This window comes from Paractinoplanes deccanensis (assembly GCF_016862115.1).
Classification (GTDB): domain Bacteria; phylum Actinomycetota; class Actinomycetes; order Mycobacteriales; family Micromonosporaceae; genus Actinoplanes; species Actinoplanes deccanensis.
In genome coordinates, this window is sequence record NZ_BOMI01000077.1 from 21897 (window position 1) to 48259 (window position 26363).

Below are 26363 nucleotides of genomic sequence, written 5' to 3' on the forward strand. Positions count from 1 at the left end.
GCCCCGTCGCGCCTTTCGGCGAAACGGGGCCGCTGTCTTCTTAACGATGCTTAATGGATCAGAACGGGCGGCTCGACCGCTCCCTCGCCGCTGACGTCCTTGGCGGCGCGCCGCTTCGGCAGGAAGGCGATCGGGATGAGCGTCGCCACCGTCAGCAGGAAGCCGACCCAGAAGGTGGTGGCGAACGAGTCGGCCGCGTACTGGAGGCCGCGCTGGAGGATCTCGGGCGGCAGCGGGATCTGGATGCCCTGCTGGACGGCGATGGCCGCGCCCGCCTCGGTGATCGGCTCACCGCTGTTGGGGTTGGTCACGCCCGGGATGTCGGGGGAGCCGTTGAGCTGGCTGGTCAGGATCACCGACATGATCGCCGTACCGATCGAGCCGCCGATCTGCTGGAGGATGTTGACCAGTGTGGAGCCGCGGGCCACCTCGGCGTGCGACAGCGTCCGCAGCGCCGACGTCATGATCGGCATCATGGTGCCGCCCATGCCGAGGCCCATCACGAACAGCGAGCCGCAGAGCAGCACGTACGACGTGTCGGTGTCGACCTGGGTGAAGGTGAAGAAGCCGGCGGCGATCAGCGCCATGGCGAACGGCACCGTGCGGCCCACCGGGATCTTGTCGGCCATCATGCCGGCGATCGGCATGGTCAGCATCGCGCCGATGCCCTGCGGCGCCATCAGCAGGCCGGCGTTGAGCGTGGACTCGCCGCGGATCTGCAGGAAGTAGCTCGGGAAGAGCAGGCCGGCGCCCATGAACGCGATGACGAAGACGAACAGCGAGATGGTCGCGATCGCCAGGCTGCGGTTGCGGAACAGGCGCAGGTCGAGCAGCGGGTGGCGCGGCTTGAACGAGTAGAGCACGAAGCCGATCACCAGCAGCGCACCGGCCAGCATGGTCGCCCACACCTTGGTGGCGGTGATGGTGCCGGTCTCGGGCAGCGACGAGACGCCGTACAGGAACAGGGCGAGGCCGGGCGAGAGCATGAGCATGCCGATGAAGTCGAACGACTCCGACGGGTGCGGCTCGTCCTTGGGCAGCACGATCCACGCGTAGACCAGAGCGATCGCGCCGATCGGGATGTTGATCAGGAAGACCCAGTGCCAGCTCGCCACGTCGATCAGCCAGCCGCCGAGGATCGGGCCGCCGATCGGGCCGAGCAGCATCGGGACACCCAGCACGGCCATGAGCCGGCCGATCCGCTCGGGTCCCGCCGCCCGCGTCATGATCGTCATGCCGAGCGGCATCAGCATGCCGCCGCCGAGGCCCTGGAGGACTCGGTAGGCGACCAGTTGCTCGATCGACCCGGCGGTGGCGCAGAGCGCCGATCCGAGCGTGAAGAGCAGCAGCGCCAGCATGTAGAGCCGCTTGGTGCCGAATCGGTCGGCGGCCCACCCGCTGAGCGGGATCACCGTGGCCAGCGCCAGCGTGTAGCCGGTCATGGTCCAGGCGACCTGGGCGTACGTCGCGTCGAACTCGGTCTGGAAGGTGGGCAGCGCGACGCTGACGACCGTGATGTCGAGGATCGACATGATCGCGCCGAGGACGACGACGCCAGCGATCTTGAGAACGGTGCCGTCTAGCTTATTGGGTGGCGCGGCGACTTGATCTGTCACGGAAGGCTCCAGGGTGCTTGGGTCCATGGATTCCTGGCTTTGACGCACCGCAGGTCAAAGGGCCGCGAGCGCCGGGCAGACGGCGATAGTTGCATTACGCACTGATCGCTCGCATCAGGTTTTCAGCTTCGCAGCTTTCCGCCAGTCACCTGCCCGGGTGGCTGAGGACCAGGCACAACTTCCCAGCTCAGCGCATTGATCAACCTGAGAGCGTGTCGAACGTCACTGACGGGTCCCGCGCCGTGGCGCGAGCCCCGTCAGCAAGCCGACAGAAACGTCAGGGCCGCACGGTGACCGGCTTGGTGGTCGACCGGCCGTCGTTGTAGCCCGCCTTGCGAGCGACCACCGTGACGGTGACCTTCTTGTAGCGCATGCCGGCGGTCAGCTTGAATGTCCGGACCGACCCGTTCTGGTAGAGCTTGCCGTTGACCCGCCACTCGTAGCGGTACGAGTCCGGCTTGATGTTCCAGGCGCCCGGGTCCGCGGTGAGCGTCCGGCCCACCTTCGCCGTTCCGGTGATCTTCGGGAGCCGTACGGTCGGCGCGGGCGCCCGCCCCTTGGCGACCGGCACGGTGGCCGCCGAGACGGCACGAGCCGACGTGTAACCGGGACGTCCCGCCGTCACGGCCACGGTCAGGCGCTTGCCGAGCAACGCCGCCGGGATCACGTACGCCGAGCCGGTCGCCCCCTTGATCGCGGCGCCGTTCGCCATCCACTGGTACGCCCAGCCCGTCGGCGCGGGCGTCCAGCTGCCGGTCGTGAGCCGCACGGTGCTCCCGACCGCCACGGTGCCCGTGACGGTGGGGGCCTTCGTCGCGCGCATCGCGGGCGGTGCGGCGATCGTGAACGCGGCGGCGCGCACCACCGGCTGCTGCCCGGCGCCGTAGGGCCGGACCGTCAGGGTCGCCTTGCCGAGCGCCGCCCCGGCAAGGTTGACGTCCACGGTGGACGTCTTGCCGTCCGCCGAGACGCTCCGCACGGTCGCGATGATCGGCTTGCCGCCGGCCGGGGTCACCTCGACGACGTCCTTCACCCGCAGCTGGGAGCCGGTGACGGTCAGGGTGCGCACCGCACCGGCCGCCACCGAGGCCGGCGCCACGGCGGTCACCGTGACGGTGGCGGGCTCGACCGAGAAGACGTACGAGGCGGTGGTCGACACGTAGCCGGTGGCGTCGTAGCCGCGGACGATCACCGAGTGCCGTCCCGTCAGGGTGGGCGTCCAGGCCGGGGTGACAGCCGTGCCGTCGGCGCGCGCGGCCAGCGGAGCCCACTGCGCCGCCTGGTCGATCTTGTACTCGTAGCGGACCGTGCCGGGGAGTCGCGGCGCGAAGGTGAACGTGCCCGGGGCGAGCCGGCCGTTGCCCGTGCCGCTCACCGGGAAGTCGGCCGACGCGATGCGCGGCTGGTCGATGACCGTCCAGCCCGGTCCGCCGGCCGCGGACTGCGCGTACTGGTTGCGGGCGACGACCTGCACGTAGTGGTAGCCGCGCTTGACCGGGGTGAAGCGGAACGTGGCGCTGCCGTCGGCCGCGGGCTTGACGATCTGCTCCGTGCCCTTGTCGCCGTTCATCGACACCACGTAGTCGACGACGCCGGGCATCGTCGTCCGGGCGGTGAACGTGGCCACCTCGCCGGGCATGGTGCCACCGGAGCGGGTGACCGCCGGCATGGCGTTGTCGACCCACGACAGGTAGTGCCACCGCGGCACCGAGAGGGTGCCGTCGGCGGTGCGGCTCTGGATGCGCAACCCGTTGACGTTGGCGTCCGCGGCCTGGGGAATCCACTCGAGCTCGGCAGTGCCGTCGGCGCGGGCGGACACGGTGGTCTTCTGCACGGGACGCGGCACGATCGACGAGTCCTCCGCCCAGAAGACGTAGGACTCGACGTTCGGCACCCGGGGAGCGACCTGGATCCGCAGCGGCGATCCCACCACCCGGCCGCCGGTCGCGGCGGTGATCTCCGGGCCGTCGTCGACCAGGAACGCGTAGGACCGCGGCGGATATTTCGCGCCCTCCCTGGTCACGCTGCGCACGCTCAGGGTCTGCTGCCCCGCCCGGGTCGGTGCGATCATCACGGTGGCCTTGCCGGCGTCGTCCGCCGCCGTGATGCCGGACGGCCCGCCGTTGTCGATCGACCACTCGAACGACTCGGTGTCCTCGAGCAGCGACTGGAACTGGAACTCGCCGGCCACGCCGACGTTGAAGCTCAGGTTGGCGTCGTACTCGGGGTAGTCGGCCGAGAAGACGACCGGCCGGGTGTCCCGGACGTCGAACGACTCGCTGAACGGCTCGGACGCGTTCCCCGCGCGGTCGATCGCGTAAACGGTGAGGTCGTGGCCGCCCGCTGTCTTCGGCGCCCAGGTCAGCGTCACCGGGCCGCCGAGCCGGTCGGCCTTCACGTCCTCCCAGACGGCGTCCTGCGAGGCCTCGTTCGCGTAGAACCGGTAGCGATAGCTCACCACGTCTTCGGTGGTGGGCGTCACCACGAAGGTCCCCGGCACGCCGATGCCGCCGCGGCGGTAGTCGTCACCGTCCAGGTAGACCGCGGAGCCGGCCGTCGGCGCGGACCCGCCCGTCCGGTCGACGGTGAAGTAGCAGGTGTCGCTCCACGGCGACGCTTCCGAGCCCTCCAGCAGCCGCACCCGCCAGGCGTACGTGACGCCGTCGAGCTGCTTCGACTCGTTCTCGAGCTGGATGTAGGCGCCCTGGTCGCCGACGTGCGCGCCGTCGAGCCACTGCTGACGCTCGTCCGGCTTGGTGACGTCCCAGACCTGGAAGTCGGCCTGGGCACCCTCGGCGGCCTCGGCGACCGCTCCGGTCAGCACCACGGCCTGGGCGTCGTTGAGCCGCACCGGGCTCAGATAGGGGCCGGGCGCCTCGGCGGCGCAGGCCTGGCCCGCGGTGCGCAGACCGGTCGGCGCGCCCGCGGCCGCCGCGACCGGCCCGGCGCCGAGGCCGACGGCGGTCCCGCTGACGAGGGCGGTCATGGTCGTCGTGGCCAGCAGTCTTCGGCCGAAAGGAGACAGAAAGGGACTCAGGCCCACTATGGACACTCCCCCGAGAGTCGACGGCCGAGGCGCCGCAGAGGCCAAGATCATAGAACGAAACGGTCCCGGCGCAACCCCGCTACAACGTCGACGCCCGCCGATTCAGCGCGGCGGCCTCGTCGCCGCGACCAGCTACGCGGCATGTGTCCGCATACGAGCGCAGACACTCGATCAGCAGCTGCCTCTCGGCCAGCGGCGCGAGCAGGTCGACGGCCCGCCGATGGTGGCCGAGCGCCTCGTCGAGGCGGCCCGCCTCGCGCAGCACTACGCCGAGATAGGTGAGGCACCACGCCTCGTTGTGCCGCAGCTCGTGCCGCTCGGCGAGCGCGAGAGCCTCCCTGATCGGCTCCTCCGACTCCGTGGCCAGGCCCAGGGTGACCAGACCGGTGATCCGTGCCGGCCCCTCGGCCGAGCCGATCGACGCCCGGGCCAGCTCCTCGGCCTCGGCGCGCCCGCCGAGCCGCAACGTCACCCACCCGTCGAACGCCAGCGCCTGCGCCAGGCCGCTGCCGTTGCCCACCTTCGCGAAGAGCTCGCGGGCCAGCCGGAAGTCGCTCCGCGCGGCTTCGAGATCGCCCAGGTCCTTGCGTACGAGGCCACGGCGGAGCGCGAGGCCCGCGGCCGGCCCGTCACCGGCGGGGACCACCTGCGCGTACGCCTCCAGCGCCGGCCGCAGCCGGCCCGCCGCCGCGTGTGCCCAGCCGAGGTCCGACAGCAATGCGGCGCGCTGCTCGTCGCGGCCGAGGCGCCCGGCGGCGGCCGCCGCGGCCGACAGCATCCTGGTCTGGTCGTCGGTGCCGCGATGCCGGAAGAACCAGACCCGCAGCGTCTGCGGCAGCTCGGCGACCACCTCGTCCGCGCCGAGGCGCACGGCCGCGTCGAAGCAGGCGACCAGGTTGACGTATTCGAGGTCGAGCCACGCCGGGTCCTGGGCACGCGCCCGCGCCAGATAGTGGTCGACGACCCGGCGCACGGCGTCGTCACCCGCGGGCTCCTCGCCAGCGGCCAGGTCGGCCGCGTACTGCCGGATCAGGTCGTGCATCCGGTAGCGGCCCGGCGCGACCTCCTGCACCAGATGGGCGTCGACCAGTTCCTCGAGGAACGAGGCGGCCGGCTCGCCGATGAGCGCGCTCGCGGCCGCGTCGTCGAAGTCGGTGCCGGGCAGGACGCCGAGCAGGCGGAACGCGCGGCGCTGGCCCTCGTCGAGCTGGCGCAGCGACATGCCGAAGGCGGCGTCGAAGCGGTTGGCGGTGTCGCGCAGGCGCTCGGCCAGCACGGCGACCGTCCATCCGGGACGGTGCCGTAGCCGCGCCCCGGCCATGCGCAGCGCGAGCGGAAGGCCGCCGCACTGCCGCAGCACCTGGTCGACCGCCTCCCGGTCGTCGCCGGCGAGACCGGCGGCGCGGCCGAAGAGGGCGGCCGCCTCGTCGTCGGCGAGCGGGGCCAGCGAGACCGGCGGCACCCCGTCCAGGCTGACCAGGCGGTTGCGGCTCGTGATGAGGACGGCCGACCGGCCGGCGCCGGGCAGCAGCGGGCGCACCTGCTCGGCGCCGGCGGCGTTGTCGAGCACCACGAGCACGCGGCGGCGCGACAGCTCCGACCGCCAGAGCGCGGCCGGGTCGGGCGGCAGGTGGGTGATGTCGAGCGCGCCCAGCAGCCGGCCGAGCGCGGTCACCGGGTCGAGCGGCTCGTGCCCCGGCGTGAAGCCCTGGAGGTCGAGGTAGAGGCCGCCGTCGGGAAACTTCGCGGCCAGCCGGTGCGCGACGTGCACGGCCAGGCTGGTCTTGCCGACGCCGGCCATGCCGTCCACGGCCACCGCGCCCGCGGTCGACACCAGCTCTTCGACCCGGGCCCGCTCGGACTCGCGGCCGGTGAAGTCGAACAGGTCGGCGGGCAGGTCGTTGCGGCGGGGCGGCGGCGCCGCGCCGGCCGCGGACGCGGCGGCCCACACCGCGCGCAGCGGACGGGGATCGCGGCCGACCGCCCGGCAGAGCGCGACAACGGCCTCCCACGGGGGCACCAACTGGCCGGTGAGATAGCGGGACAACGACGAGCTGCTCAGCTCGGCCCGGCGGGCGAGGGCGCGCAGGCTGAGGCCGCTCAGCTCCTTGATCGACGAGAGCTGGGCGACCAGCCTCTCCCGCGGCCCCGACACGCGCAACACCGTATCGTCCCGGCCCACGACCTCGGATCGGCAAGCCGTTTCCGCTGCTCAGCGCCGTTGCCCGTGTCCCACGGTGTCCCACGGGCGGCGCGCGGGACACCGCGCCGGTGGTCGGATGAATCCCGTCAACGAGACGAGGAGGAGCGGATGCCCACCGAGCGGATGCCCAGCCCGACGGCCCTGATCCCGGAGGCCGGCGCGGCGCTCACGGCGATCGGCGTGGCGGTCGCCGGGGTCGGGCTCGGCGACCGGCTGCTGGAGCTCAACCGCCGCCGGGTCGCCGCGCTCAACGGCTGCGGCCCCGAGGACCGCCGGCCGCACACCAGCGACGAGGAGCGGGCCGCTCTCGCGCTGACCGAGGCGGTGACGGTGCTCGGCGCCGACCCCGTGCCCGATGAGGTGTGGGACCGGGCGGCCAAGCACTTCGACCACCGGGAGCTCGCCGCGCTGCTGCTCACCGCCGCCCTCGCCAACGCCGTCACCCGCCTCGACATCGCCACCCGCAGAAATATCGCAACCCGCAGGAATGGAGCCACGTCATGACCACCACCACCCGCAAGCACGAGGGTTTCACCGCCGACGAGCGCAACGCCATGAAGGAGCGCGCCAAGGAGCTCAAGAGCGGCGCGAAGCCCGACGTCCTGTCGAAGATCGCCGAGATGGCCGACGAGGACCGCGAGCTGGCCGAGCGGCTGCACGCCGTCATCACGGCGCACGCCCCCGAGCTCACCCCCAAGCTGTGGTACGGCATGCCGGCCTACTACCGCAACGGCAAGATGCTCTGCTTCTTCCAGAGCCGGGCCAAGTTCAAGACCCGGTACGCCACCCTCGGCTTCAGCGACGCCGCCGCGCTCGACGAGGGCGTGATGTGGCCCGCCTACTACGCGCTCACCGAGATCGACGAGCCCCGGATCGTCGCGCTGCTGACCCGGGCCATGGGCTCCTGAGGCGCCGCGGGGGCAACCCGGCCGGATGAAACACGCCGAAGTGTCGGAAAATCCCCCGAACAGGCTCGTTACGGTGCCGGAGTGACTACCGAGAGAGACATCAAAGACACCCTCAGTGGCTCTCCGTTCGGCAGCCTCCGGCGCCGAGCCGGCAGCGCCGTCGCCGTGGCCATCATCGGGCTGCTCACACCCACGGCCGCCCACGCCGACACGCGAAACCCGAGTCCGCCGGCCGCCGGCGAGACCGTCGAGGTGAGCCTCCGGGCCACCATGACCGGCACGTCCGGGATCATCGCCGTGCGCCCCGACGGGGAGGTCTTCGCCACCTACGGCCGCGGCAAGGTGCGGCAGTGGAACACGGCGACCGGGCGCCGGGCCGGGCCGTCGCTCGCCGTCGAGGACGCGACCGTGCGCTCCGTCGCCTACAGCCCCGACGGCAAGCTGCTGGCCGTCGCCGGCGACGGCGGTGTGGCGCTCTGGGACCCGGCCACCGGGGAGCAGTCCGGGCCACCGCTGACCGGGCACACCGGCGCGGTGCGCTCGGTGGCCTTCAGCCCCGCCGGGCCGCGCCTCGCCACCGCCGGCGAGGACGGCACGGTGCGGCTGTGGGACCCGACCACCGGCGACCTGGTGCGGACCCTGACCGGGCACGCCGGCGCGGTCCGGTTCGCCGTGTTCAGCCCCGACGGCGAGCGCCTCGCGAGCATCGGCGCCGGGGACCACACCGTGCGGCTGTGGCAGACCGCCACCGGTCAGCCGATCGGCGCGGGCCTGGCCGCGAACCCCGGACCGGTGTACGCGGTGAGCTTCAGCCCCGACGGCACCCTGCTGGCCACCTCCGGCGGCGGCAACACCGTCCAGCTGTACGACGCGGCCACCGGCGCACCCGCGGGCGCACCGCTCGCCGGCACCTCCGCGCCCGTGTACGCGCTGACCTTCAGCGCGGACGGCGAGCTCCTGGCCACCTCGTCGGGCGGCGACAACACCGTCGGGCTCTGGGAGGTGGCGACCCGTCAGCCGGTCACCACGCCGCTCGCCGGCCACACCGGCCCGGTGCGCGCCATGCGGTTCAGCCCGGACGGCAAGCTGCTCGCCACCGGCAGCGACGACGGCACCGTGCGCCTGTGGGACGCGGCGACCGGAAGCCTGGCCGGCGCGCCGCTGACCGGGCACGAGGGCCCGGTGTGGGCGCTGCGGTTCAGCCCGAACGGCAAGCGCCTGATCACCACGGGCGACGACGGCAAGGCGCGACTCTGGCGCCTCGCCGCCACGGCCACGAACTGATCAGTTCGTCGCCGGCTCGCCGGGCACGTCGAAGAGGGGCTTCCAGGGGTCGTCCGCGTCGATCGGGAACTCGGTCGACGGGGACTCACCCTTGGTGGCCCACTTCGCCTCGTACGGCAGGCCGTTGAACATCACCCGGGCGCCGCGCTGGTAGAGGATGCCGGGCGCCCAGATCCGCTTGACGCCGGTGACGGCCGGGGTGGGCCTCGGCGCCTTCTCGACCGGGCTGACCGGGCCGATCACCGACCACGCGCTCTGCGTGCCGGCGGGCGGCGCCGCGGACGGGTCGACTCCGGAGTTGGCCCACTTGGCCTCGTAGACCACGCCGTGCCAGACGACCTTGTAGCCGCCGGCGTACATGGCGGTGAGGCGCCAGATCGGGTACGGGCTGGTCCTCGGGTCGTCGACGGTGGTGGCCTGGTCGGGGATCTCGACCGAGTCCACGTCGCCGCCGGCGGCCTTGCCGGGCAGGCCCGCGAAGACCTTGGAGAACGCCAGCGCGTCCTGGTCGACGCCGCTGCACGTGTTCGAGTGCACGACGACGTTGGCGAAGGTCCCCCGGCACGCGGCGTCGCGGTTGAGCGACCACATCGAGACCCGGCCGAGGCCGTTGTCGACGGCGAACTTGGCGAGACCCGCGGCGTCGTCGAGCGTGAAGCGCTCGGCGTCGACGTCGTTCTGGCCGATCATCGGGGTGGCCCCGATCCGCGACCACACCTGCGGCGACGTGAGCTTCTGGCCCAGCCGCAGGTAGAGGTCCGACATCTGCTTGTGGGTGCCGTTGAGCGCCCCGGTGCTCAGCTCGAGCATGTCCGGCCGGGTGTCGCCGGTGTTGTAGTCCATCGTCATGACGTTGACGCCGCGCAGCGCGACGCCGCCCTCGAGCATGCCGCGCACGACGGCGACGCCGTCGTTCGTGAGGCCCTCCGGCGTCACCGGCAGGGTCAGCCACACGGCGAGCGGCTTGCCGGCGGCCTTGCGCTCCTTCTGCACCGCGGCGACGGCGGCGACGCGGCGCCCCAGCGATGCCTGGTCGGCGACGGCGGTGCCCTCGATGTCGAGGTCGAGCGTGTTCACGTCGTACCGCTTGATCAGCTGACGGTACGCCTTGGTGAGCCGCGCCTGGTCGGTGCAGGCGACGGCGAGCTCCTTGTTGGCCAGGCCGCCGAGGCTGAGCGTGATGTCGCCGCCGGCCTGCCGGAGCTGGTTGATGCGGCGGTCGAGCTCGAGCGACGAGGCGGCCTCGTCGAGCGTGTACGCGCCGCCCCAGCTCGGCGTGCAGGCATTCTTGGGGTCGGCCACCACGAAGCCCAGGGCCACGTCGTTCGCGGGGTTCGCCGTCGGGTCCTGGAACTGGAACGTCGGGGTCAGCGTGACGTCGACGTACGGCACCGCCCAGGACTTCGCGGTCGGGCCGGACGTGTTCCGCAGGTGCATCACCTCGAGGGTGCCGCCGGCGCCGGCCAGCGCCAGCACGAGCAGCAGGAACCCCAGCCGCGTCCACGACAGCCGGGTGCGCGGCTGCTCGGGCTCCTGCCAGTCCGGGTCGGCGAGCGGGTCGTACTCCGGCCGCACGGCTACGGGTGTGGCGCGGTCCGTCATGAAAGCCCTTTCGTTTTCCGAGTCGCCACACGCTGGCGTACCTCAGACTTTTTCGCGATCGGGCAAAAGGCCAGCAAGCGCGGCACGCGGGCACACCTGTCCAAACCGGACTGCCGAGCGCCAAAACTTGATCTTGCAACGACAATTCCGCCGGACGCCGCCGGGCGGTGTCGCCGCAATTCGCATCGAAGGGCCCGAAAACGCATGCCACGCACATCGGCGGACCGGCGAAAGCCGGACGCCCAGCGCCAATGGGGAGCCGACCGGCGGACGGAACCCCACCCGATCGTGCAGACCCCGGTCTCCGAAGGAAGGATCACCCGGGGACGGCTCGCGATCGTGGTGACGATCACAGTATGGGCCTGCTACATCACATACACGATCATCCAGCAGTTCATCGCGGGGCACGCCTACACCGTGCGCCTCGCGATCGAGGCGATCGTGTACATGCTCGTCGTCACCGGCCTGGCCGCCTCGGCGATCGCCTACCTGATCACGCGGATCGGCTACTTCTACCGCGTACGCGGCCACCAGCGCGCGCCGCGGATCATGCTCGACGAGTTCATCGGCGGGAAGACGCCGTCCGTGACGGTTCTCGTCCCCTCGTACCAGGAGGACGAGCGGACCAACCGCACCACGCTGCTCTCGGCCGCGCTCCAGGAATACCCCGGCCTGCGGGTGACCCTGCTGATCGACGACCCGCGCGCGCCCAAGACCCGCGCGGCGCGTGACATGCTCCTCGCGGCCCGCGCCCTGCCCGGCAAGATCGAAGCGGAGCTCAAGGTCCCCTACCACCGGGTGTCGAACGCGTTCGCGAGCTTCGACGAGCAGGTGCGCTACCGCGGCGGCTACCTCGTCGTGGTCGAGGACATGCGCCGGCTCGCCGACGAATACCGGTTCGCCTCCGACTGGCTCCTCGACCTCGGCGCCGAGCAGGAGATGGTCGACCACACCGACACGTTCTTCGTCGAGCACATCCTCCAGCCGCTCGCCGTGGAGCTCGGCCAGATCTCCGCCGCCCTGCACAAGGGCGCCGACGAGCAGGTGGCGCTGCCGCTCGCGCGGATGAACCAGCTCTACAAGCGGCTGCTCGCGATCTTCGACGTGCAGATCACCAGCTTCGAGCGCAAGAAGTACGTGTCGCTCTCGCACGAGCCGAACAAGGCCATGAACCTCAACAGCTACATCGGGCTCATGGGCGGCGCCTACCAGGAGATCAGCACCCCGATGGGCACCGCGCTGGTCACCGCCGGCCCCAACCGGGCGGACCTGGTCGTGCCCAACCCCGACTACGTGCTCACCCTCGACGCGGACAGCGTGCTGCTCCCCGAATACGCGCTGCGCCTGGTCCACCTGCTCGAACAGGGCGCCTACGCCCAGCACGCGGTCGCGCAGACGCCGTACAGCGCCTACCCCGGCTCGGCGACGCGCATCGAGCGCATCTCCGGCGCCACGACGGACGTGCAGTACATCGTGCATCAGGGCATGACGCACTACGGTGCCACGTTCTGGGTCGGCGCCAACGCCGTACTGCGCAAGAAGGCCCTCGACGAGATCTGCGAGGTCTCGTACGAGGGCGACTGGGAGATCAAGCGCTACATCCAGGACCGTACGGTCATCGAGGACACCGAGTCGACCATCGACCTGGGCGTGCGGGGCTGGTCGCTGCACAACTACCCGGAGCGGCTCGCCTACAGCGCCACGCCACCCGACTTCGGCTCGCTCTGCATCCAGCGCCAGCGCTGGGCCAACGGCGGCCTGCTCATCCTGTCGCGGCTCAAGGACCAGTTCCGGGCCAAGACGAAGCGCGAGGACAAGAACCGCTTCGGCGAGTACTTCCTGCGGGTCAACTACATGGCCTCCATCTTCTGGAGCTCCGTGTGCCTGGTGGTCATGCTCGCGTACCCGTTCAACAACGAGCTGCTCAACCCGATCCTGCTGCTCGTCTCGGTGCCGTACTTCCTGATGATGGCCGCGGACCTCAAGCACCTGGGCTACAAGCGGTCGGACATGCTGCGGATCTACGGTTTCAACCTGATCCTGTTGCCGGTCAACCTGTCGGGCAGCATCGCCTCGCTGCTCCAGCTGCTGACGGGCGAGAAGAGCGCGTTCAAACGTACGCCCAAGGTGCGCAACCGCACGACGGCCGCGACCAGCTATCTGATCCTGCCGCTGGCGCTGATCGTGCTCTGCGTCTACACGGTGTGGCGCGACGTCGAGCTGCACCAGTGGAACAACCTGGTCTTCGCCGGCCTCAACCTGATCCTCTCGCTCTACGCGATGATCGCCTTCGTCGGCCTGGGCAACACCGTCGTCGACCTCGTCACCCACCTGCGCGACTGGCTGATCCGCCCGGTCACCCCCAAGAAGGCCAAGGGGAAGAAGTCGCAGAAGAAGGCGGCCGCCACCGCGGCGCCGGCCCCGACGGTCGGCGACTGGGCGACGGTGCTGCACTACCGGCACGAGCACGGCGCGACGGCCGGCCAGACGACCGTGCGGCTCCAGCGCACCGACGCGGGCACCTGGAAGGCCGACAAGTCCTCGTCCAGCCAGGCCCACTCGTTCGAGGAGTTCAGCTTCTTCACGGTCTTCCAGCCGATCTACAACATGATCAACGGCCACGTCGTCGGCTACGAGGCGCTCACCCGCTTCGCCGACGGCAGCAACCCGCGCGAGGGCCTGGCCGCGGCGGCCGAGCGGGGCGTGCACATCGCCCTGGACGCCGCCCTGGTCCAGGCCGCCATCGCCTCGTCGACCTCGCTGCCGAACGGCACGTGGCTGGCGGTCAACGTCTCACCGGACCTGCTGAGCCGCCCGCACGAGCTGGCACCCCTGCTCGCTCAGTCCCGCCGCCCGCTGATCGTCGAGGTGAGCGGCACGCCCCCGCGCGAGCTCGCCCAACTCGGCGGCATCCGCGTCGCCGTCGACGACCTCGGCGCCGGCTACGAGACGCTGGCGCTGCTCGAAGGGCTGCGCCCGACGTTCCTGAAGCTCGGCGTCGACTCCCTCCAGGGCGTCGAGAACGAAACGGCCCGCCAGGCGGCGATCCGCGCCCTGGTCGACTTCGCCGAACAGCACGGCTGCACGGTCATCGCCGAGGGCATCGAGACCGCCGCCCAGCGCGACGCCCTGGTCGCCTGCGGCGTGCCGTTCGGCCAGGGCTTCTACCTGGGCAAGCCCGTCCCGGTCGAACGGGTCCTGTCCGGCGTCGGCGGCTGGTAGACGCTAGGCCCGGTGGCCGCCCCGCTCACCGGAGCGGCCACCGGCGCTCGTCACATCGGGCGCCGGACCGCCATCCCCATGATCAAACTTCAATCTTGCGGCGCGGTCGGCGAGCGTGCGGGAGACCTCGAATCCGAGCGGTCGAGGCCCACCGTCTGACTCTTTGCCCGGAGCACGGACGGTGGGCCTCTCAGCAGACGTGGGTGCACGTCTGACCTCCTAGGTCCGCGACGGCCCTACACCGTGAAAGGACCTGGCCAACTTCTGCACGCCCTCGCGCAACACGCCCTCGATCGAGTGATGGCCAGGGCGTCCGCGCCCCGAAGAGGACTCTCGACTCACATTCATCGAGGCTGCGATCCGTGACGTTCAATGCCCGGAGCACGCGGTGACGAGCCTCCAGACAGAAGTGGGTGCTTATGAGCTTCTCCCGCTCAGGGGGGATGCGTCCGTGCGTCGACATCCCTCAGCCGCAGACCCGTCGTCGCCGATTGGCGGCCGTCGCGGTCATCATCTTCGTGGTCGGCTCGAGCCTTCCCCCCTGGGAGGATCACCGAGCGCATCTGCACAATGGCCTGGTGGTGGCAACTGCCGCACTCGGTGTGGAGCTAGTCCGCGAGATCGCCTCCGAGACGGCTCGACGGATCTCGCGGTGGGTGCGTGACAGCATCACCGTTCTCACCGTCGCCGTGACCGGTACCTCTCGGACTGTGGAGAGCTGACCGTGGCCGCCTCCCGGACTCCGGAGGGGCGCGCCGACCGCAACACTGACGCTGTGGTCGGCGGGTCCCCTGCGGGCGCGCCGACCACAGCGATGTCGTTCGAGGACTTCTTCGAACGCGAATACCGCACCGTGCTCAAGACCGTCCTCTACGCCGGCGCGCAGCTCGTCGAAGCGGAGGAGGCCGCCGCCGAAGCCATGGCGGATGCCTTCCGGCGCTGGGACGCGATCAGCTCTCCGAAGGCCTGGGTACGCACAGCCGCGATACGCCATTTCATCAAGTACTCCTCCCGTCGCCGCGCCGAGATACGTCTCCTGGCCGCATGGACACCGCCGTGGCAGTCGACGGATTCCGAGGCCGAGCACAACGCGGTCGAGGAACGGGACTTTGTGGTGTTTCTGCTCGCCAAGCTGCCGCCCGCCCAGCGCGAGGTGTTCGAGCTGGTCGTCGAGGGCCTCACACCCTCGGAGATCGCAGGCCAACTCGGCAAGACGTCTTCCGCCGTGCGAGCGAATCTGATGCTCGCCCGCCGCCAGGTGCAGCAACACCTCTGTGCGGCTGACGACCGCGTCCACCTCTCGTACGACGTCGCCCGTGGATCGCAGCGCATCAATCGCTCCGTCTCGGTCCGGGCCGATCGGGACTGCGCGGACCTGGAATTGCTGGTGGTCGGATCGGCCGGCAGGACGAAGCCCGAGCGCGCGACCGACGGCGACCTGCTCGAACGCGTGTCCGGCCTGAGCCTCGTCGCCGGGCGGGCGCGGTCCTTCGAAGTGGCGCTGCCGAAACGAGATCCGTGCTCGCCCTACCTGCTGCGCTGCTTCGTCGAGCCCCGTGATCGTGTTGCCGTGGTCGACCCGCCGCTGCCTCGTCTGCTCGCCGCGTAGGAATTCCGCCGCTTGGCGGTGCAACCTTCCGGGGTGGTTGGCTCCTCTTGCTCTCGACGAGAGGAGACCGGCCGGTGGATGCCGAGTCAGAAGAGGGATTCCGGGAGTTCGCCCGGGCCCGGTTCCAGCCGCTTCGGATGCTCGCCTACGTGACCTGCGGCGACTGGCAGGCGGCGGAGGACGCGGTGTCCGGGGCGCTGTCCCGGCTCTACCTCAAGTGGGACCGGGTCGCCTCGCCGGAGGCGTACGCGCGTAAGGCGGTCATCCGCGCGGCGATCGGTGAGAAGCGGCGGCCGTGGCGTCGCGAGCATCTTGTGGGTGAGGCGTTTCCCGAGGTGGCGGCCCCCGACGCGGCCGAGGGCGTCGACGAGCGGCTGCGGATGCGGGCCGCGCTCCGGCGGGTGCCGCCGCGGCAGCGGGCCGCCCTGGTGCTGCGGTTCCTCGAAGGGCTGAGCGTGGAGGAGACCGCCGAGGTGCTCGGCTGCTCGCCGGGCACGGTCAAGAGTCAGACGAGCCGCGGCCTCGACACGCTGCGCGCCACCCTCGCCGCCGAGATCACGCAGGAAGGAGTGAGTCATGTCGTATCGCATCGAGGACGTGCTTGAGTCGGTCGCGGAGGGGGCGCCGGCGCCGCGGACCAGCACCGACGACATCATCGCCGGCGCGCACCGGATCCGCGTCCGGCGGCGCTGGACCGCGGTGGCCGGGGCCGGCGGCGCGGCGGCCGTGACCGTCGCGGTGGTTGTCGCGGTGACCGGCACGGCGCCGCACGCCGCGCGGCCGCAGCCACCGGCCGCCTCGGCAGCCGTCTCGCCGGCGCCCGTCGCCGCCCGGGACTTCGCGCAGCCGAAGGGGCTCGAGCTCACGGTCGCCGAGGCACGCGCCGGCAAGTGGCGGATCGGTCCGGGCGGCACGGCGACGGCCGGTTACCAGCAGATTCCGGTCTACCGGGACGGCATGACCATGGAGACGGACGGCGTCGCCTACCCGTACCCGGACGGCACGCTCACCTTCTACAAGCCCGGCGTCTACGACATCGAGGCGTTCGGGGTGACCACCTGGCCGAAGGAGAGGTACGGCCCGCCGAGGAACGTCACCGTCGCGGGCCGGCCCGGCATCGAGCGTCAGCTCACCTACGTCCTGCCGAACGTCGAGGACATGCGGGCCAGGCTGCGTGCGAACCCGGGCATGCGGCCGGACGACCCGAGCATCAGGACCGAGACCTTCACCCGTACGGCGTTCGCGTGGAGGTTCGACGGCACCGCCTGGGCGACCTTCGTGCCGTCGAGCAGCCGCGAGCCGCTCAGCCGCGCCGAGTCGCTGGCGATCGTGGAGGCGGTCCGGCCGCGCACCGCCGAGCCGGTGCGGGCGCCGTACACCCTGGGGTGGCTCCCGCCGGGCTGGTCGGTGACCCTCGCCGAGCAGGGGCCGACCGACATGGCGTCGCGGGTCTTCCTCGACCGCGAGGCACCGGCCGGCGGCGAGCTGGCCCTGCCGGTGGACGAATACCCGGCACGGGGCCGGCTGACGATCTGGGTCGGCACGCCGAAGTCGTTCAACGCCCCGGGCAAGGGCGAGACCATGAAGTGCGTCGACGTGAACGGCTACTGCACGCTGGTCGTCGACGGCAACCACTTCGCCGAGCTCCAGCGGGTGGGCAAGGCACTGTCGATGGACGACGTCCGCCGCATCCTGCGCGGGCTGACCTTCACCGCCGTGGCCGACCGGAGCGCCTGGAAGCCGCTGCCCTGATCTCCGGGGTGGCTGTGCCGGCGGCGAGGGCCGGCACAGCCCGCGGGAGGGGTCAGGCGACCGGCGCGAGTCCGATGTCGACGACCGTCTCGCCGGCGTCGGTCACGTCGACCACGGCGCTCCAGCCCCGGTTGTAGTAGCCGCCGGTGCTGCCGACGACGTCCGAATCGAGGGCGTCGTCGCCGGCGTCCGGCGTGGTGAACTCGTACGGCAGCCCGTCCATCAGGTAGACGTTCGCCACGTACCGTCCCGGCTTCAGCCGGGTGGAGTAGGTGCCCTGCTCGTCGAGGTAGCCGCGCGGCACGTCCCAGGTGGGCTCCGTGCCCTCCAGCACGAACTCGATCTTGCCGACCTTGCCGTACGCGCTGGGCTCGTCCGGGTCGCGCAGGCCGTCCCGGTCGTTGTCGAGCCACGCGTGGCCGCTCATCACACCCTCGGCGAGATAGACGGTGCCGCCCTGGGCGACGTTGTTCTCGCTGCTCAGCTCCGGGCTCGTGGTGGCCGCGGTGGCGGTGAGGACCAGTGGCCCGTCCGGGGTGCCCGGCCCGGCGACCAGCCGCAGGCGGAGCAGGTTGTAGGGCTGCGAGATGTCGTACGCGCTGTCGCGCGCACAGGTGACGGCACCGTCGGCCTCGGCGCAGCTCCACCCCGGGTACTCGGGGTCGAGGGAGGCCGGCCGCACCGTCGGCGGCAGCGGAACCCGGACCGTGACGTCGTCGGCCGGGCTGCCGCCGATGTTGTCCAGCTCGACGTACACGTCGAACTGCTCGCCGGCCTTGACCTGGTAGCTGGGCACCACCGAGACGCTGTTGACCGCGATGTCGGCGGGGCGCGGCACGACGTACCGGAAGGTCGTCTCGCCGCCGTTGTTGCGCAGCGACCGCTCGGCCGCCGTGGTGGACACCGACCCCCGCATCGCCACGGTGTCGCCCACCGTGCCGGCCGGCAGGAGGACCGACAGGTTCAGGTATTCGAACGCGCCGGCCTCGACGGTGCGCCCGTTGGTGCAGGCCCAGACCGGGTCCGACGTGTCGCACGTCCACCCGAAGGGCTCGTTCTCGGCGGGGTCCATCGTGGCGCCCGGCGGCGGCGTGAAGTGGAACGTCACCCCCGGCGCGGCGCTCGTGCCGACGTTGGTGGCGAACGCCTGGACGTACGCCCGGGCGCCCATGCCGCCCACATACGAGACGTCGGTGACCGTGGGCCGCCACTCGAACGCGAGGTCAGCGGTCCTCGGCGCGGCCGCGGCCGCCACGGACGGGAACGCCGTCACCGCCAGGACCGGCATCGAGGCCAGCACCATGCGCGCAGGTACCGATAAGTTGATCATCATCTCCCCGTTGATCAGATCCTTCTGGTACGGGGAAGAGCGCACACACCGTCCACAGTGTTACTCGCCGGCGGCGGCCCGCGTCCTTCGGCGGTGGTGACGCTACGAGGCGTAGATCGAGAACTTCGCGGTCCAGCGGTTGGCCGAGCCGAACGACGACGGCCAGGTGCCGAATGGCGTGGACGCGCTCCACGCGCCCTGGTTGGCCGTACCGGTGTCGTAGCTCATGTTGTTGTCGCCGTTGGTGTTGTAGACGAGCCAGTACGCCGTGTTCGGCGCCAGGGTCGCGGCGACCGGGCGGCTGTTCCACGAGTTGGCCGTCAACGTGCCGGTCGTGCTCGACGCGACCAGCGTGCCCGGTGAGCCGTTGGCGTCGGCGTAGATCGCCACCTGGTACTGGTTGGCCGGCGCGGCCTGCACCGTCCGCAGATAGACGGAGACCTGGCTGACCGTCAGCGCGGTGGCCCCGTTCACGAACCGCGAGCCGTTCATGTAGTTCATGTCGCCGGAGTCGAGCGAGCCGCCCACCTGGTCGTGTCCGAGCCGTGGTGCGCTCGGGCCGGTCGTGGTGAACGAGAACTGGTGGTTGCCGGCGAGCGCGTTGCCCGCCGCGTCGGTAACGCCCGTCCGCACGGTCACCGTGTATGGCGTCGAGGTGGCCAGCGCCGCGGACGGTGTGATGGTCGCCGCCTCGCCGGCCGGGTCATAGGTGACGGTCCGGTTGACCAGCGTGCCGCCCGGCCCGCGCAGCTCCAGGTTCGCCGGCGTGATGGTGCCCGCCGCCATGCCCTCGCTGAACCGCACGGTGATCGGCGCGTTCAGCGCCACCCCGGTGGCACCGGCGGCCGGGGTCGTCGAGGTCACCGTCGGCGCTGTGGTGTCCGCGCCGGTGTTCGCGTAGATGGAGAACTTCGCGTTCCACCGGGTGGAGCTGCCGAACGTGGCCGGCCACGTGCCGAACGGCGTGGACGCGCTCCACGCGCCCTGGCCGGCGCTGCCGGCGTCGTAGCTCATGTTGTTGTCGCCGTTGGTGTTGTACATGAGCCAGTACGGAGTGTTGGCGGCCAGCGTCGCGGCGATCGGCCTGGTGTTCCACGAGTTGGCGGTCAGCGTGCCGGTGGTGCTGGTGGCCACCCGGGCGCCGGGCGAGCCGTTCGCGTCGGCGTAGATGGCCAGCTGGTACTGGTTGTCCGGCGCCGGCCGCACGCCCTTCATGTAGACCGACATCGAGGTGACCGGCGCCGGACCGGAGCCGGTGACGAACCGCGAGCCGTTCATGTAGTTGGCGGCGCCGCTGTCCAGCGACCCGCCGACCTCGGTGTGGCCGATCCGCTGCGCCGCGGGGGCGCTCGTGTAGGTCGCGGTGTAGGTCGTCGCCGTGGTGGGCGCGGTGACGATGTGGGTCTGCGACCCGCCGTCCGACCACGACGCGAAGGTCGAGGACTCCTGCGGCGACGGCGCGGACACGGAGTTCGTCGAGCCCTGGATCACCGTACGGGAGAACGGGGTGGTGCCCGACGCCGAACCGACGGTGAGCTGGAGGCCGGACGGCACGGTGGCGAAGGTCAGGTCGACCGTCTCGGGGTCGAGCCGGCGCGTCACGGCGTGCGTCAGGCCCTGCTGGTCGGTGGCCACGAGCTTCAGTTCCAGGTACGAGGGATAGTCGTGGTCGGGCGCCTCGAACGACCCGGACGCCGCGCCGTTCCAGCTGCGGATGGCGTGCTCGTGGCAGTTCTCCGGCGCGGAGCAGTGGTGCATGACCAGGTCCCAGTTCAGGCGGGACGCGGGAAGCGCGCCCTCCTGCGGATCGGTGGCGTGGCCGGTGAAGGTGAGCGTGTCGCCGACCTTCCATGTGGTGCCCACGGCCGGCGTGTCGATCACCGCGGCCGGCGCCTCGTTGCCGGGCGTGACCGCGATCGTGCTGGTGTGGGTCGCGTTCAGCGTGTCGGTCACGGTCAGCCGCGCGGTGTACGAGCCGGCCGTGGTGTAGGTGAACGTGGCCGTCGGCGAGGTGGAGTCGGTCGTCCCGTCGTTGGTGAAGTCCCAGGCGTAGCGCAGGCGGCCCTCGTCGGCCGGATCGGGGTCGGTCGAGCCGGTGCCGTTGAACGTCACGGTCAGCGGCGCCGGGCCCTGCGTCGGCGAGGCGTCGATGACCGCGGTCGGCGGCTGGTTGCCGGGGAAGTAGCGCACCCGCCGGATCGTGCCGCCCAGGTCGGCGTAGTAGAGCTCCCCGCCGGGACCGACCTCGAGGTCGACCGGGCTGGCGGCGTCGGAGACGAACGTCTGGAGGTTCGCCGGGTTGGGCAGCCCACCCGGCGTGGACGGCAGCGACGCCCAGATGCACCGGCGCGAGTAGTCGGCGAAGAAGACGGCGCCGTTGTACGCGGCCGGATAGGGGCCACCGGCGGTCGGGTAGAACGCCACGCCGGTCGACGACGAGCTCCCCGTCGGGCAGGCCTCACCGGCGACAAGCCGGCTGGAGTGGTTCCACGCGACGAACGGCGCGGTGTGGGTGCCCGCGGGCGCGGTGTAGAGCGTCTCGCAGATCGGCAGGTTGGCGCTGTCGTACCCGGACTGCCGGGCGTTGCCCTCCCAACACGGCCAGCCGAAGTTCGTCACGCCCGCGGTGGGGTTGACGACCCGGTTGACCTCCTCCCAGACGTTCCACCCGGTGTCGGAGATCCAGGTCTCGTCGGTGCCCGGCCGCATGGTGATCCGGTACGGGTTGCGCAGGCCGTTGGCGACGATCCGCCGGACGTTCGGGTCGGCCGAGCCGATGTTGGGGTTGCCCGCGGCGGCCGCGCCGGTCGCCGGGTCGAGCCGCAGCAGGGTGCCGTCCAGCTGGGCGGGGTCGCCCGAGGTGCGGATGTCCTGCGAGCGCAGCGCCCCGCCCTCGTTGGCCGGGTCGCCGCACGGGTTGGTCGGCGCGCCGGAGGGGAACTGGCCGTAGTCGACCGCGCTGAAGCTGGCCCCGTCACCGGCGGCGACGTAGAGCATCCCGTCGGCGCCGAAGGCGATGTCGCCGACGGAGTGGCTCGGGAACTGCTGGCACCAGTCGTGCAGCAGCACCTGCTCGCTGCCGGTCATCGTGTCGCCGGCGGCGCGCAGGCGGGAGAGCCGGCCGGTCACCACGCAGCGCCCGTCGTTCGCGTTGGCGCAGACGTCGTTCCAGACCGGGGCGGTCTGCCCGGGCGGGGCGTCGTAGGTGTAGAGCACGTAGACGTACGGGTCGGTGGGGAAGTCGGGGGCCAGCGCCATGCCGAGCAGGCCACGGTCCCACTGGTTGTGCACGTTGGCCGAGAGGTCGGCGAAGACCGTCGGGGTAGTGTCGGCGAGATCGTCGAAGACCTTGATCCGGCCGCCCTTCTCGGCGACGAGGATGCGCCCGTCCGGCGCGAACTCCAGGTCGACGGGCGAGCTCAGTCCACTGAAGACGATCTGCTCCTGGAATCCGCTCGGCAGCGCCACCGCCGTCGCGGGCGGCGAGCCGACGAACGAGGACATCGTGAACACGGTCGCCAACGCGACGATCCCGCCGAGCACACGCCGAAGCACGGGCCATCCCCTCCCCGTCAAAGATCGATGAACCTTATCGACCAACGGAATCGCCGGGGTGTCGGCTGACGGACTCGACGGCGCGCCGACCGGTCAGACCTGTCAACCGTTCGAACGATGCACGTCCATGGCCGGCGCCTGCATATTCCGGTGATGTTGGCTGATCTGGGCCGGTGGTGTGCCCGCCGGCGCCGGCCGATCCTGGGCACGTGGCTCGTCCTGATCGCCGCCGGACTGGTCCTCGGCGGTCAGGTCTTCGACCGGCTCACCACCGCCGACAGCCTGCGGCCGGACGCCGAGTCGCAGCTCGCCGACGAGCGGGCCGGCCGGTTGCTGCCCGAGGGCCCGGTGATCGTCGCCGTCGTCGGCGGGCGCGACGTCTACGACCCGGCGCTGGTCGCCGCCGTCACGGCGGTCACCGGCGAGCTCCGCGGCATGGCGGGCGTCGCCGAGGTCGAGGACCTGTACGGCTCCCCGGGCGGGCGGATCGGCGCCGACAACCGGAGCTCCCTGATCCGGGTCGAGCTCTCGCCCGGGCTCGCGGACGACCGGCGCGAGCGGGTGGAGGACGCGGTCGCCGCCGCGCTGCACCGCATCGACGCGCCCCAGGTGCTGGTCAGCGGCGAGAAGCTCGCCGAGCGCGCGTTCGCCGACCAGGCCGTCGCGGACGCGGCCCTCGGCGAGTCGGTCGCGATCGTCGTCCTGCTGGCCGTGCTGGTGGTGATCCTCGGCGGCTTCGTGGCCGGCGCGATCCCGCTCGCCGCCGCCCTGGCCACCGTGTCGGTGACGCTGCTCGGCCTGTTCGGGCTGACCGCGCTCACCGGGATCAGCGAGTTCACCGTCAACGTGGTCACCCTGCTCGGCATCGGGCTCGCCGTCGACTACGCGCTCCTGGTGATCGCCCGGTTCCGGGAGGAGCGCGACGCCGACCCCGGCGCCCCGGCCGCGGAGCTGATCGCCCGCACCACCGCGACCGCCGGCCGTACCGTACTGATCTCCGGCCTCGCCGTCGCCGCGGCGATGGCCGGCCTGACCGCCTTCGCCGAGCCGCTGCTGGGCGCGATGGCGCTCGGCGGCACGCTCGCGGTGTTGCTCGCCACCGCGGCCGGCCTGACCGCCGTGCCCGCGCTCATCGCCGTGGCGCACCGCCGCATTCCGGCACCCCGTCGGGTGTCCCGCCCCGCCCTTCTTCCGCGGCTGGCCGCCTACGCGGAGGCCCGGCCAGGGCCGGTCGCGCTCGCCGTCGCGGCCGGCCTGCTCGCGCTGTCGCTGCCGTTCCTGTTCGCGGTCAACCTGGAGAACTCCGACGCCCGCGCGCTGCCCGCCTCGGCCGAGGCCCGCAAGCTGCACGAGGCGGTGCAGCGCGACTTCAGCGGCGGCCAGGCGGACCCCGTCGTGGTGACGATCGACGCGGACCCGGCCGGCGCCGGGGTCCGCGACTTCATGGACTCGCTCAACACGCTGGACGGCGTGCTGCGGGTGCAACCGCGCCCCGGCATTACCGAGCCGGCGGCCGTCATCGACGTCACGCCGGAGGGCGACACCGCCGGCCAGGCCTCCCGCGACGTCGTACGCGCGATCCGCGCGCTCGACCCGCCGTTCCCGGTGCTCGTCGGCGGGGCCGCCGCGGAACTGGTCGACTACCGCGACTCGGTGGCGAGCCGGTTCCCCGTCGCGCTGCTGGTCGTGCTGCTGTCCACGACGGTGCTGCTGTGGGCGCTGACCGGCTCGCTGGTGATCCCGGTCAAGGCGCTGCTGATGAACGCGCTCACTCTGCTCGCCACGCTCGGCCTGTTGGTCGTCGTGTTCCAGTGGGGAGCCGGCGACGCGTTGCTCGGCTTCGACTCGTGGGGCGCCATCGACGTCACCACGCCCGTCCTGCTGTTCGTGTTCGTGTTCGGCCTCTCGATGGACTACCAGGTGTTCCTGCTGGCGCGGATCAGGGAGGAGGGTGGCGTACGCGCCGGCCTGGAGAAGTCCGGACCGGTCGTCACCGCCGCCGCGCTCTGCATCGGCGTGGTGTTCCTCGGCTTCCTGCTCGGCGAGCTGACCGCGGTCAAGGAGATCGGCTTCGCGATGGCGGTGGCCCTGCTGCTGGACGTCACGGTCGTCCGCGGCCTGCTCCTGCCGGCCCTGATGACCTTGCTCGGCGAGTGGAACTGGTGGGCGCCGGCACCACTGCGGCGCCTGCACCAGCGCTGGTTCGCGCCGCGTGCGCGGCCGGCGCCGGCCTATTCGCGCAGCGTCTGACTGGGTGCCCTGCCATAGGCGGCTCGGTAGTGCCGGGTGAAGCGGGTGGCGGCGAATCCCCACCGTGCCGCGATCGCGGTGACGGTCTGCCCGTCGCCCGCGGTCGCCGCGCGCAGCTCGTTGTGGGCGTGGTCGAGCCGCACCCGGCGCAGATAGGCCAGGGGGGTGGTGTCGCGGTGCCGGCGGAACGCGAGTTGCACGGCGCGCGGGGTGACGTACGCGGCGCGGGCGATGTCGGTCAGGGTGATATCGAGGCCGGCGTTCGATTCGATGTACGCGGTGGCGCGGTGCAGCGTGCTCGGGGTGGCGTCGGCGCCGTCGACGGCGGCCGGATCACCGACCGCCGTGTTGGGATAGGCCTGGAGCAGGCCGGCCGCCAGGAACTGGCTGCTGGTGGAGGCCAGCAGCGGCGCGCCCGGGCCGAGCGGCGCGGCCATCACCTCGTCGCGCACGTAGGCGATGGCCCGTTGCAGGCGCAGATGCGCCTGGCGAGAGATCGGCCGGTGGTCAAGCAGGCGCGGGGCCGCCGCGTCGTCCCCGGTCGCGGCCACACGGGCGAGCACCGCGGGGTCGAGCACCGTGAACCGCAACTTCGCCGAATGGGCCACTCCGGAGTAGGGCAGGTCCGGCCGGCTGATCAGGAACTGATCACCGGGGCCGAACGTGTCGGAGGACCCCCTGTTGTCGCTGCGGATGGTGCTGGAGACGACGTCACAGATGATCACAAGGTCGGGCGGGTCGGCGGCATATCCGATGTCGAAGCTGTAGTCGAGGTCGTCGAACCCGACCTCGGGAGTCAGCAGGCGCCGGGTGATTTGCGCTCGGGTGAGCTCGCCGACCGCGCCGATGTGCATCTTCGAGTAGATCTTGTTGACGAACGCCTCGACCTCGCCCACGTCCTGGCTGTCGAAGGTCTCCGCCTGCATGGTCTCTCACCTCGTCGAGGTGTCAGCTGCCCAGGGTGTGCTGCGGTGACGTGCCGTACCGCTGCCGATAGAGGCTGGTGAACCGGGCCGTACCGCGGAATCCCCAGCGTGCGGCGATTGCGGTGACGGTGGCGCCTGTCGTGGGGTCGGCGGCTCGCAGGTCGCGGTGGGCGCCGTCGAGCCGGACTTGGCGCAGGTAGGCCATGGGGGTGGTGTCGCGGTGACGGCGGAACGCGGTCTGTACGGCGCGGCCGGTGGTGCCCGCCGCGGCGGCGATGTCGGCCATGGTGATCGGCTCGCCGGCGTGGGCGTCGATGTAGGTGGCCGGGTGCGCGTCGTGGTGGTCCTCGGCGGTGGGCAGGGTCAGCGCGTTGTTGGGGAAGACGTGCAGTCGACGGCCGCGGCCAGCTGGGAGGCGGTGGAGACGATCAAGGGTGAGCTCTGGGACACCGGGTCGGTCAGGACGTGATCGCGCAGGTGGGCGATGACGCCGCGCAGCTGCTGGGCGGCGGCCGAGGAGACCGGCCGATCCCCGGTCAGCCGGACCCGGTCCGGCCGGCGGCCGGGTTGCGTGGCGGCCACCTGGTCGAGCAGCCGGGGATCGAACATCAGCACGTCGTACCGCGCGCCCTTGATGACGCCGGCATAGGCCCGGTCGTCCGGCGCGTACATCAGCACGTCCCCGGCGGCGAAGGTGCCCTCCTCGCCGTCCGCGTATCGGCGGACGATGCCGCCACTGCGCACGCTGCACAGGCACACTTTGCCCATCGGCGCCTGCGCGTCATGGGCCATATCGAAGTTGAAGAACAACTCGTCGACGTTCAGCGACCCGGCGGCCTCGCGGATGACCTCGGCGCGGGCGTGCTCGGCATGCCCTCCGAGGCTCATCTTGGTGTAGGCCAGGCTGAGGAACTCCTCGGTCTCACCCAGATCCGTGCTTTCGAAACGTAGCGAGCTCATCAGGTGGTCAACTCCTGCCGGATGAGTCACCTCCCCCGACGGTAGCCCTGACGGCCGCCGGAAGCGATGCGGACGGTCGCCCGCAAGCTCGTTCACCCGA

The 26363-nt window shown here is 71.6% G+C and carries 17 protein-coding genes; 8 read left to right on the forward strand and 9 right to left on the reverse strand.

The genetic code is table 11. From position 1 onward, the window contains the following. Positions 1-50: 50 nt before the first annotated feature. The 3 genes from Ade02nite_RS20080 to Ade02nite_RS20090 form a co-directional block, all read right to left on the reverse strand. Positions 51-1643: a DHA2 family efflux MFS transporter permease subunit gene (locus Ade02nite_RS20080; protein WP_203765602.1), complete on the reverse strand. Its 1593-nt coding sequence runs from the start codon at positions 1641-1643 to the stop codon at positions 51-53. Positions 1644-1893: 250 nt separating this feature from the next. Next, on the reverse strand, positions 1894-4602 hold the full coding sequence (locus tag Ade02nite_RS20085; protein ID WP_203765604.1) for a hypothetical protein: 2709 nt from the start codon (positions 4600-4602) through the stop codon (positions 1894-1896). Between the two features lie 139 nt (positions 4603-4741). After that, a complete protein-coding gene (locus Ade02nite_RS20090; protein ID WP_239168898.1) occupies positions 4742-6817 on the reverse strand; it encodes an ATP-binding protein in 2076 nt (691 codons plus the stop codon). Between the two features lie 156 nt (positions 6818-6973). Here Ade02nite_RS20090 and Ade02nite_RS20095 point away from each other — a divergent pair, with 156 nt between their 5' ends. The 3 genes from Ade02nite_RS20095 (at position 6974) to Ade02nite_RS20105 (ending at position 9057) form a co-directional block, all read left to right on the forward strand. Continuing rightward, positions 6974-7369, forward strand: a complete 396-nt coding sequence (locus Ade02nite_RS20095; protein ID WP_203765608.1) for a carboxymuconolactone decarboxylase family protein — start codon at positions 6974-6976, stop codon at positions 7367-7369. Then, positions 7366-7773, forward strand: coding sequence for an iron chaperone (locus tag Ade02nite_RS20100; protein WP_203765610.1), 408 nt, complete (start codon positions 7366-7368; stop codon positions 7771-7773). Before Ade02nite_RS20095 ends, Ade02nite_RS20100 begins: the two co-directional genes overlap by 4 nt. A gap of 81 nt (positions 7774-7854) precedes the next feature. Further along, positions 7855-9057, forward strand: a complete 1203-nt coding sequence (locus tag Ade02nite_RS20105; protein WP_203765612.1) for a WD40 repeat domain-containing protein — start codon at positions 7855-7857, stop codon at positions 9055-9057. Here Ade02nite_RS20105 and Ade02nite_RS20110 read toward each other — a convergent pair whose 3' ends face one another. Continuing rightward, positions 9058-10659: a chitinase gene (locus Ade02nite_RS20110; protein ID WP_203765620.1), complete on the reverse strand. Its 1602-nt coding sequence runs from the start codon at positions 10657-10659 to the stop codon at positions 9058-9060. It lies immediately after the preceding gene. 204 nt (positions 10660-10863) lie between these two features. Between Ade02nite_RS20110 and Ade02nite_RS20115 the strand changes: the two genes are divergently transcribed. From Ade02nite_RS20115 to Ade02nite_RS20130, 4 genes are all read left to right on the forward strand, one after another. After that, on the forward strand, positions 10864-13881 hold the full coding sequence (locus tag Ade02nite_RS20115; RefSeq protein ID WP_203765627.1) for an EAL domain-containing protein: 3018 nt from the start codon (positions 10864-10866) through the stop codon (positions 13879-13881). Positions 13882-14695: 814 nt separating this feature from the next. Next, positions 14696-15490 (forward strand): RNA polymerase sigma factor, encoded by a 795-nt coding sequence (locus Ade02nite_RS20120; RefSeq protein ID WP_203765630.1) that lies wholly within the window; start codon positions 14696-14698, stop codon positions 15488-15490. Positions 15491-15564: 74 nt separating this feature from the next. Then, complete coding sequence (locus Ade02nite_RS20125) at positions 15565-16095, forward strand: SigE family RNA polymerase sigma factor (RefSeq protein ID WP_203765632.1); 531 nt, start codon at positions 15565-15567, stop codon at positions 16093-16095. Further along, positions 16067-17242: a hypothetical protein gene (locus tag Ade02nite_RS20130; protein ID WP_203765634.1), complete on the forward strand. Its 1176-nt coding sequence runs from the start codon at positions 16067-16069 to the stop codon at positions 17240-17242. The genes Ade02nite_RS20125 and Ade02nite_RS20130 overlap by 29 nt, the downstream gene beginning before the upstream one ends. A gap of 52 nt (positions 17243-17294) precedes the next feature. Here the strand turns inward: Ade02nite_RS20130 and Ade02nite_RS20135 are convergent, their stop codons facing one another. Beyond that, positions 17295-18617: a hypothetical protein gene (locus Ade02nite_RS20135; protein WP_203765636.1), complete on the reverse strand. Its 1323-nt coding sequence runs from the start codon at positions 18615-18617 to the stop codon at positions 17295-17297. 57 nt (positions 18618-18674) lie between these two features. After that, on the reverse strand, positions 18675-22127 hold the full coding sequence (locus tag Ade02nite_RS20140; protein ID WP_239168899.1) for a PQQ-dependent sugar dehydrogenase: 3453 nt from the start codon (positions 22125-22127) through the stop codon (positions 18675-18677). 153 nt (positions 22128-22280) lie between these two features. Here Ade02nite_RS20140 and Ade02nite_RS20145 point away from each other — a divergent pair, with 153 nt between their 5' ends. Then, on the forward strand, positions 22281-24377 hold the full coding sequence (locus tag Ade02nite_RS20145; RefSeq protein WP_203765638.1) for an MMPL family transporter: 2097 nt from the start codon (positions 22281-22283) through the stop codon (positions 24375-24377). On the opposite strand, the gene Ade02nite_RS20150 is transcribed toward Ade02nite_RS20145, so the two are convergent. From Ade02nite_RS20150 to Ade02nite_RS20160, 3 genes are all read right to left on the reverse strand, one after another. Further along, on the reverse strand, positions 24359-25303 hold the full coding sequence (locus tag Ade02nite_RS20150; protein WP_203765640.1) for a helix-turn-helix transcriptional regulator: 945 nt from the start codon (positions 25301-25303) through the stop codon (positions 24359-24361). The two genes, Ade02nite_RS20145 and Ade02nite_RS20150, sit on opposite strands and share 19 nt — an antisense overlap. A gap of 22 nt (positions 25304-25325) precedes the next feature. Then, positions 25326-25589 carry a helix-turn-helix domain-containing protein gene (locus Ade02nite_RS20155; protein WP_203765642.1) on the reverse strand — a complete coding sequence of 88 codons (264 nt, stop codon included), beginning with the start codon at positions 25587-25589 and terminating at the stop codon, positions 25326-25328. Between the two features lie 77 nt (positions 25590-25666). Beyond that, positions 25667-26263, reverse strand: coding sequence for a hypothetical protein (locus Ade02nite_RS20160; protein WP_203765644.1), 597 nt, complete (start codon positions 26261-26263; stop codon positions 25667-25669). Positions 26264-26363 lie beyond the last annotated feature (100 nt).

What these genes read in the sequence shown, in the direction of transcription:
- Ade02nite_RS20110 (WP_203765620.1), bottom strand. Translation starts at nt 10,659, where the DNA reads ATGACGGACCGCGCCACACCCGTAGCCGTGCGGCCGGAGTACGACCCG.
- Ade02nite_RS20095 (WP_203765608.1), top strand. Translation starts at nt 6,974, where the DNA reads ATGCCCACCGAGCGGATGCCCAGCCCGACGGCCCTGATCCCGGAGGCC.
- Ade02nite_RS20100 (WP_203765610.1), top strand. Translation starts at nt 7,366, where the DNA reads ATGACCACCACCACCCGCAAGCACGAGGGTTTCACCGCCGACGAGCGC.
- Ade02nite_RS20155 (WP_203765642.1), bottom strand. Translation starts at nt 25,589, where the DNA reads ATGGCCGACATCGCCGCCGCGGCGGGCACCACCGGCCGCGCCGTACAG.
- Ade02nite_RS20150 (WP_203765640.1), bottom strand. Translation starts at nt 25,303, where the DNA reads ATGCAGGCGGAGACCTTCGACAGCCAGGACGTGGGCGAGGTCGAGGCG.
- Ade02nite_RS20160 (WP_203765644.1), bottom strand. Translation starts at nt 26,263, where the DNA reads ATGAGCTCGCTACGTTTCGAAAGCACGGATCTGGGTGAGACCGAGGAG.
- Ade02nite_RS20145 (WP_203765638.1), top strand. Translation starts at nt 22,281, where the DNA reads ATGTTGGCTGATCTGGGCCGGTGGTGTGCCCGCCGGCGCCGGCCGATC.
- Ade02nite_RS20080 (WP_203765602.1), bottom strand. Translation starts at nt 1,643, where the DNA reads ATGGACCCAAGCACCCTGGAGCCTTCCGTGACAGATCAAGTCGCCGCG.
- Ade02nite_RS20085 (WP_203765604.1), bottom strand. Translation starts at nt 4,602, where the DNA reads ATGACCGCCCTCGTCAGCGGGACCGCCGTCGGCCTCGGCGCCGGGCCG.
- Ade02nite_RS20130 (WP_203765634.1), top strand. Translation starts at nt 16,067, where the DNA reads ATGTCGTATCGCATCGAGGACGTGCTTGAGTCGGTCGCGGAGGGGGCG.
- Ade02nite_RS20120 (WP_203765630.1), top strand. Translation starts at nt 14,696, where the DNA reads ATGTCGTTCGAGGACTTCTTCGAACGCGAATACCGCACCGTGCTCAAG.
- Ade02nite_RS20115 (WP_203765627.1), top strand. Translation starts at nt 10,864, where the DNA reads ATGCCACGCACATCGGCGGACCGGCGAAAGCCGGACGCCCAGCGCCAA.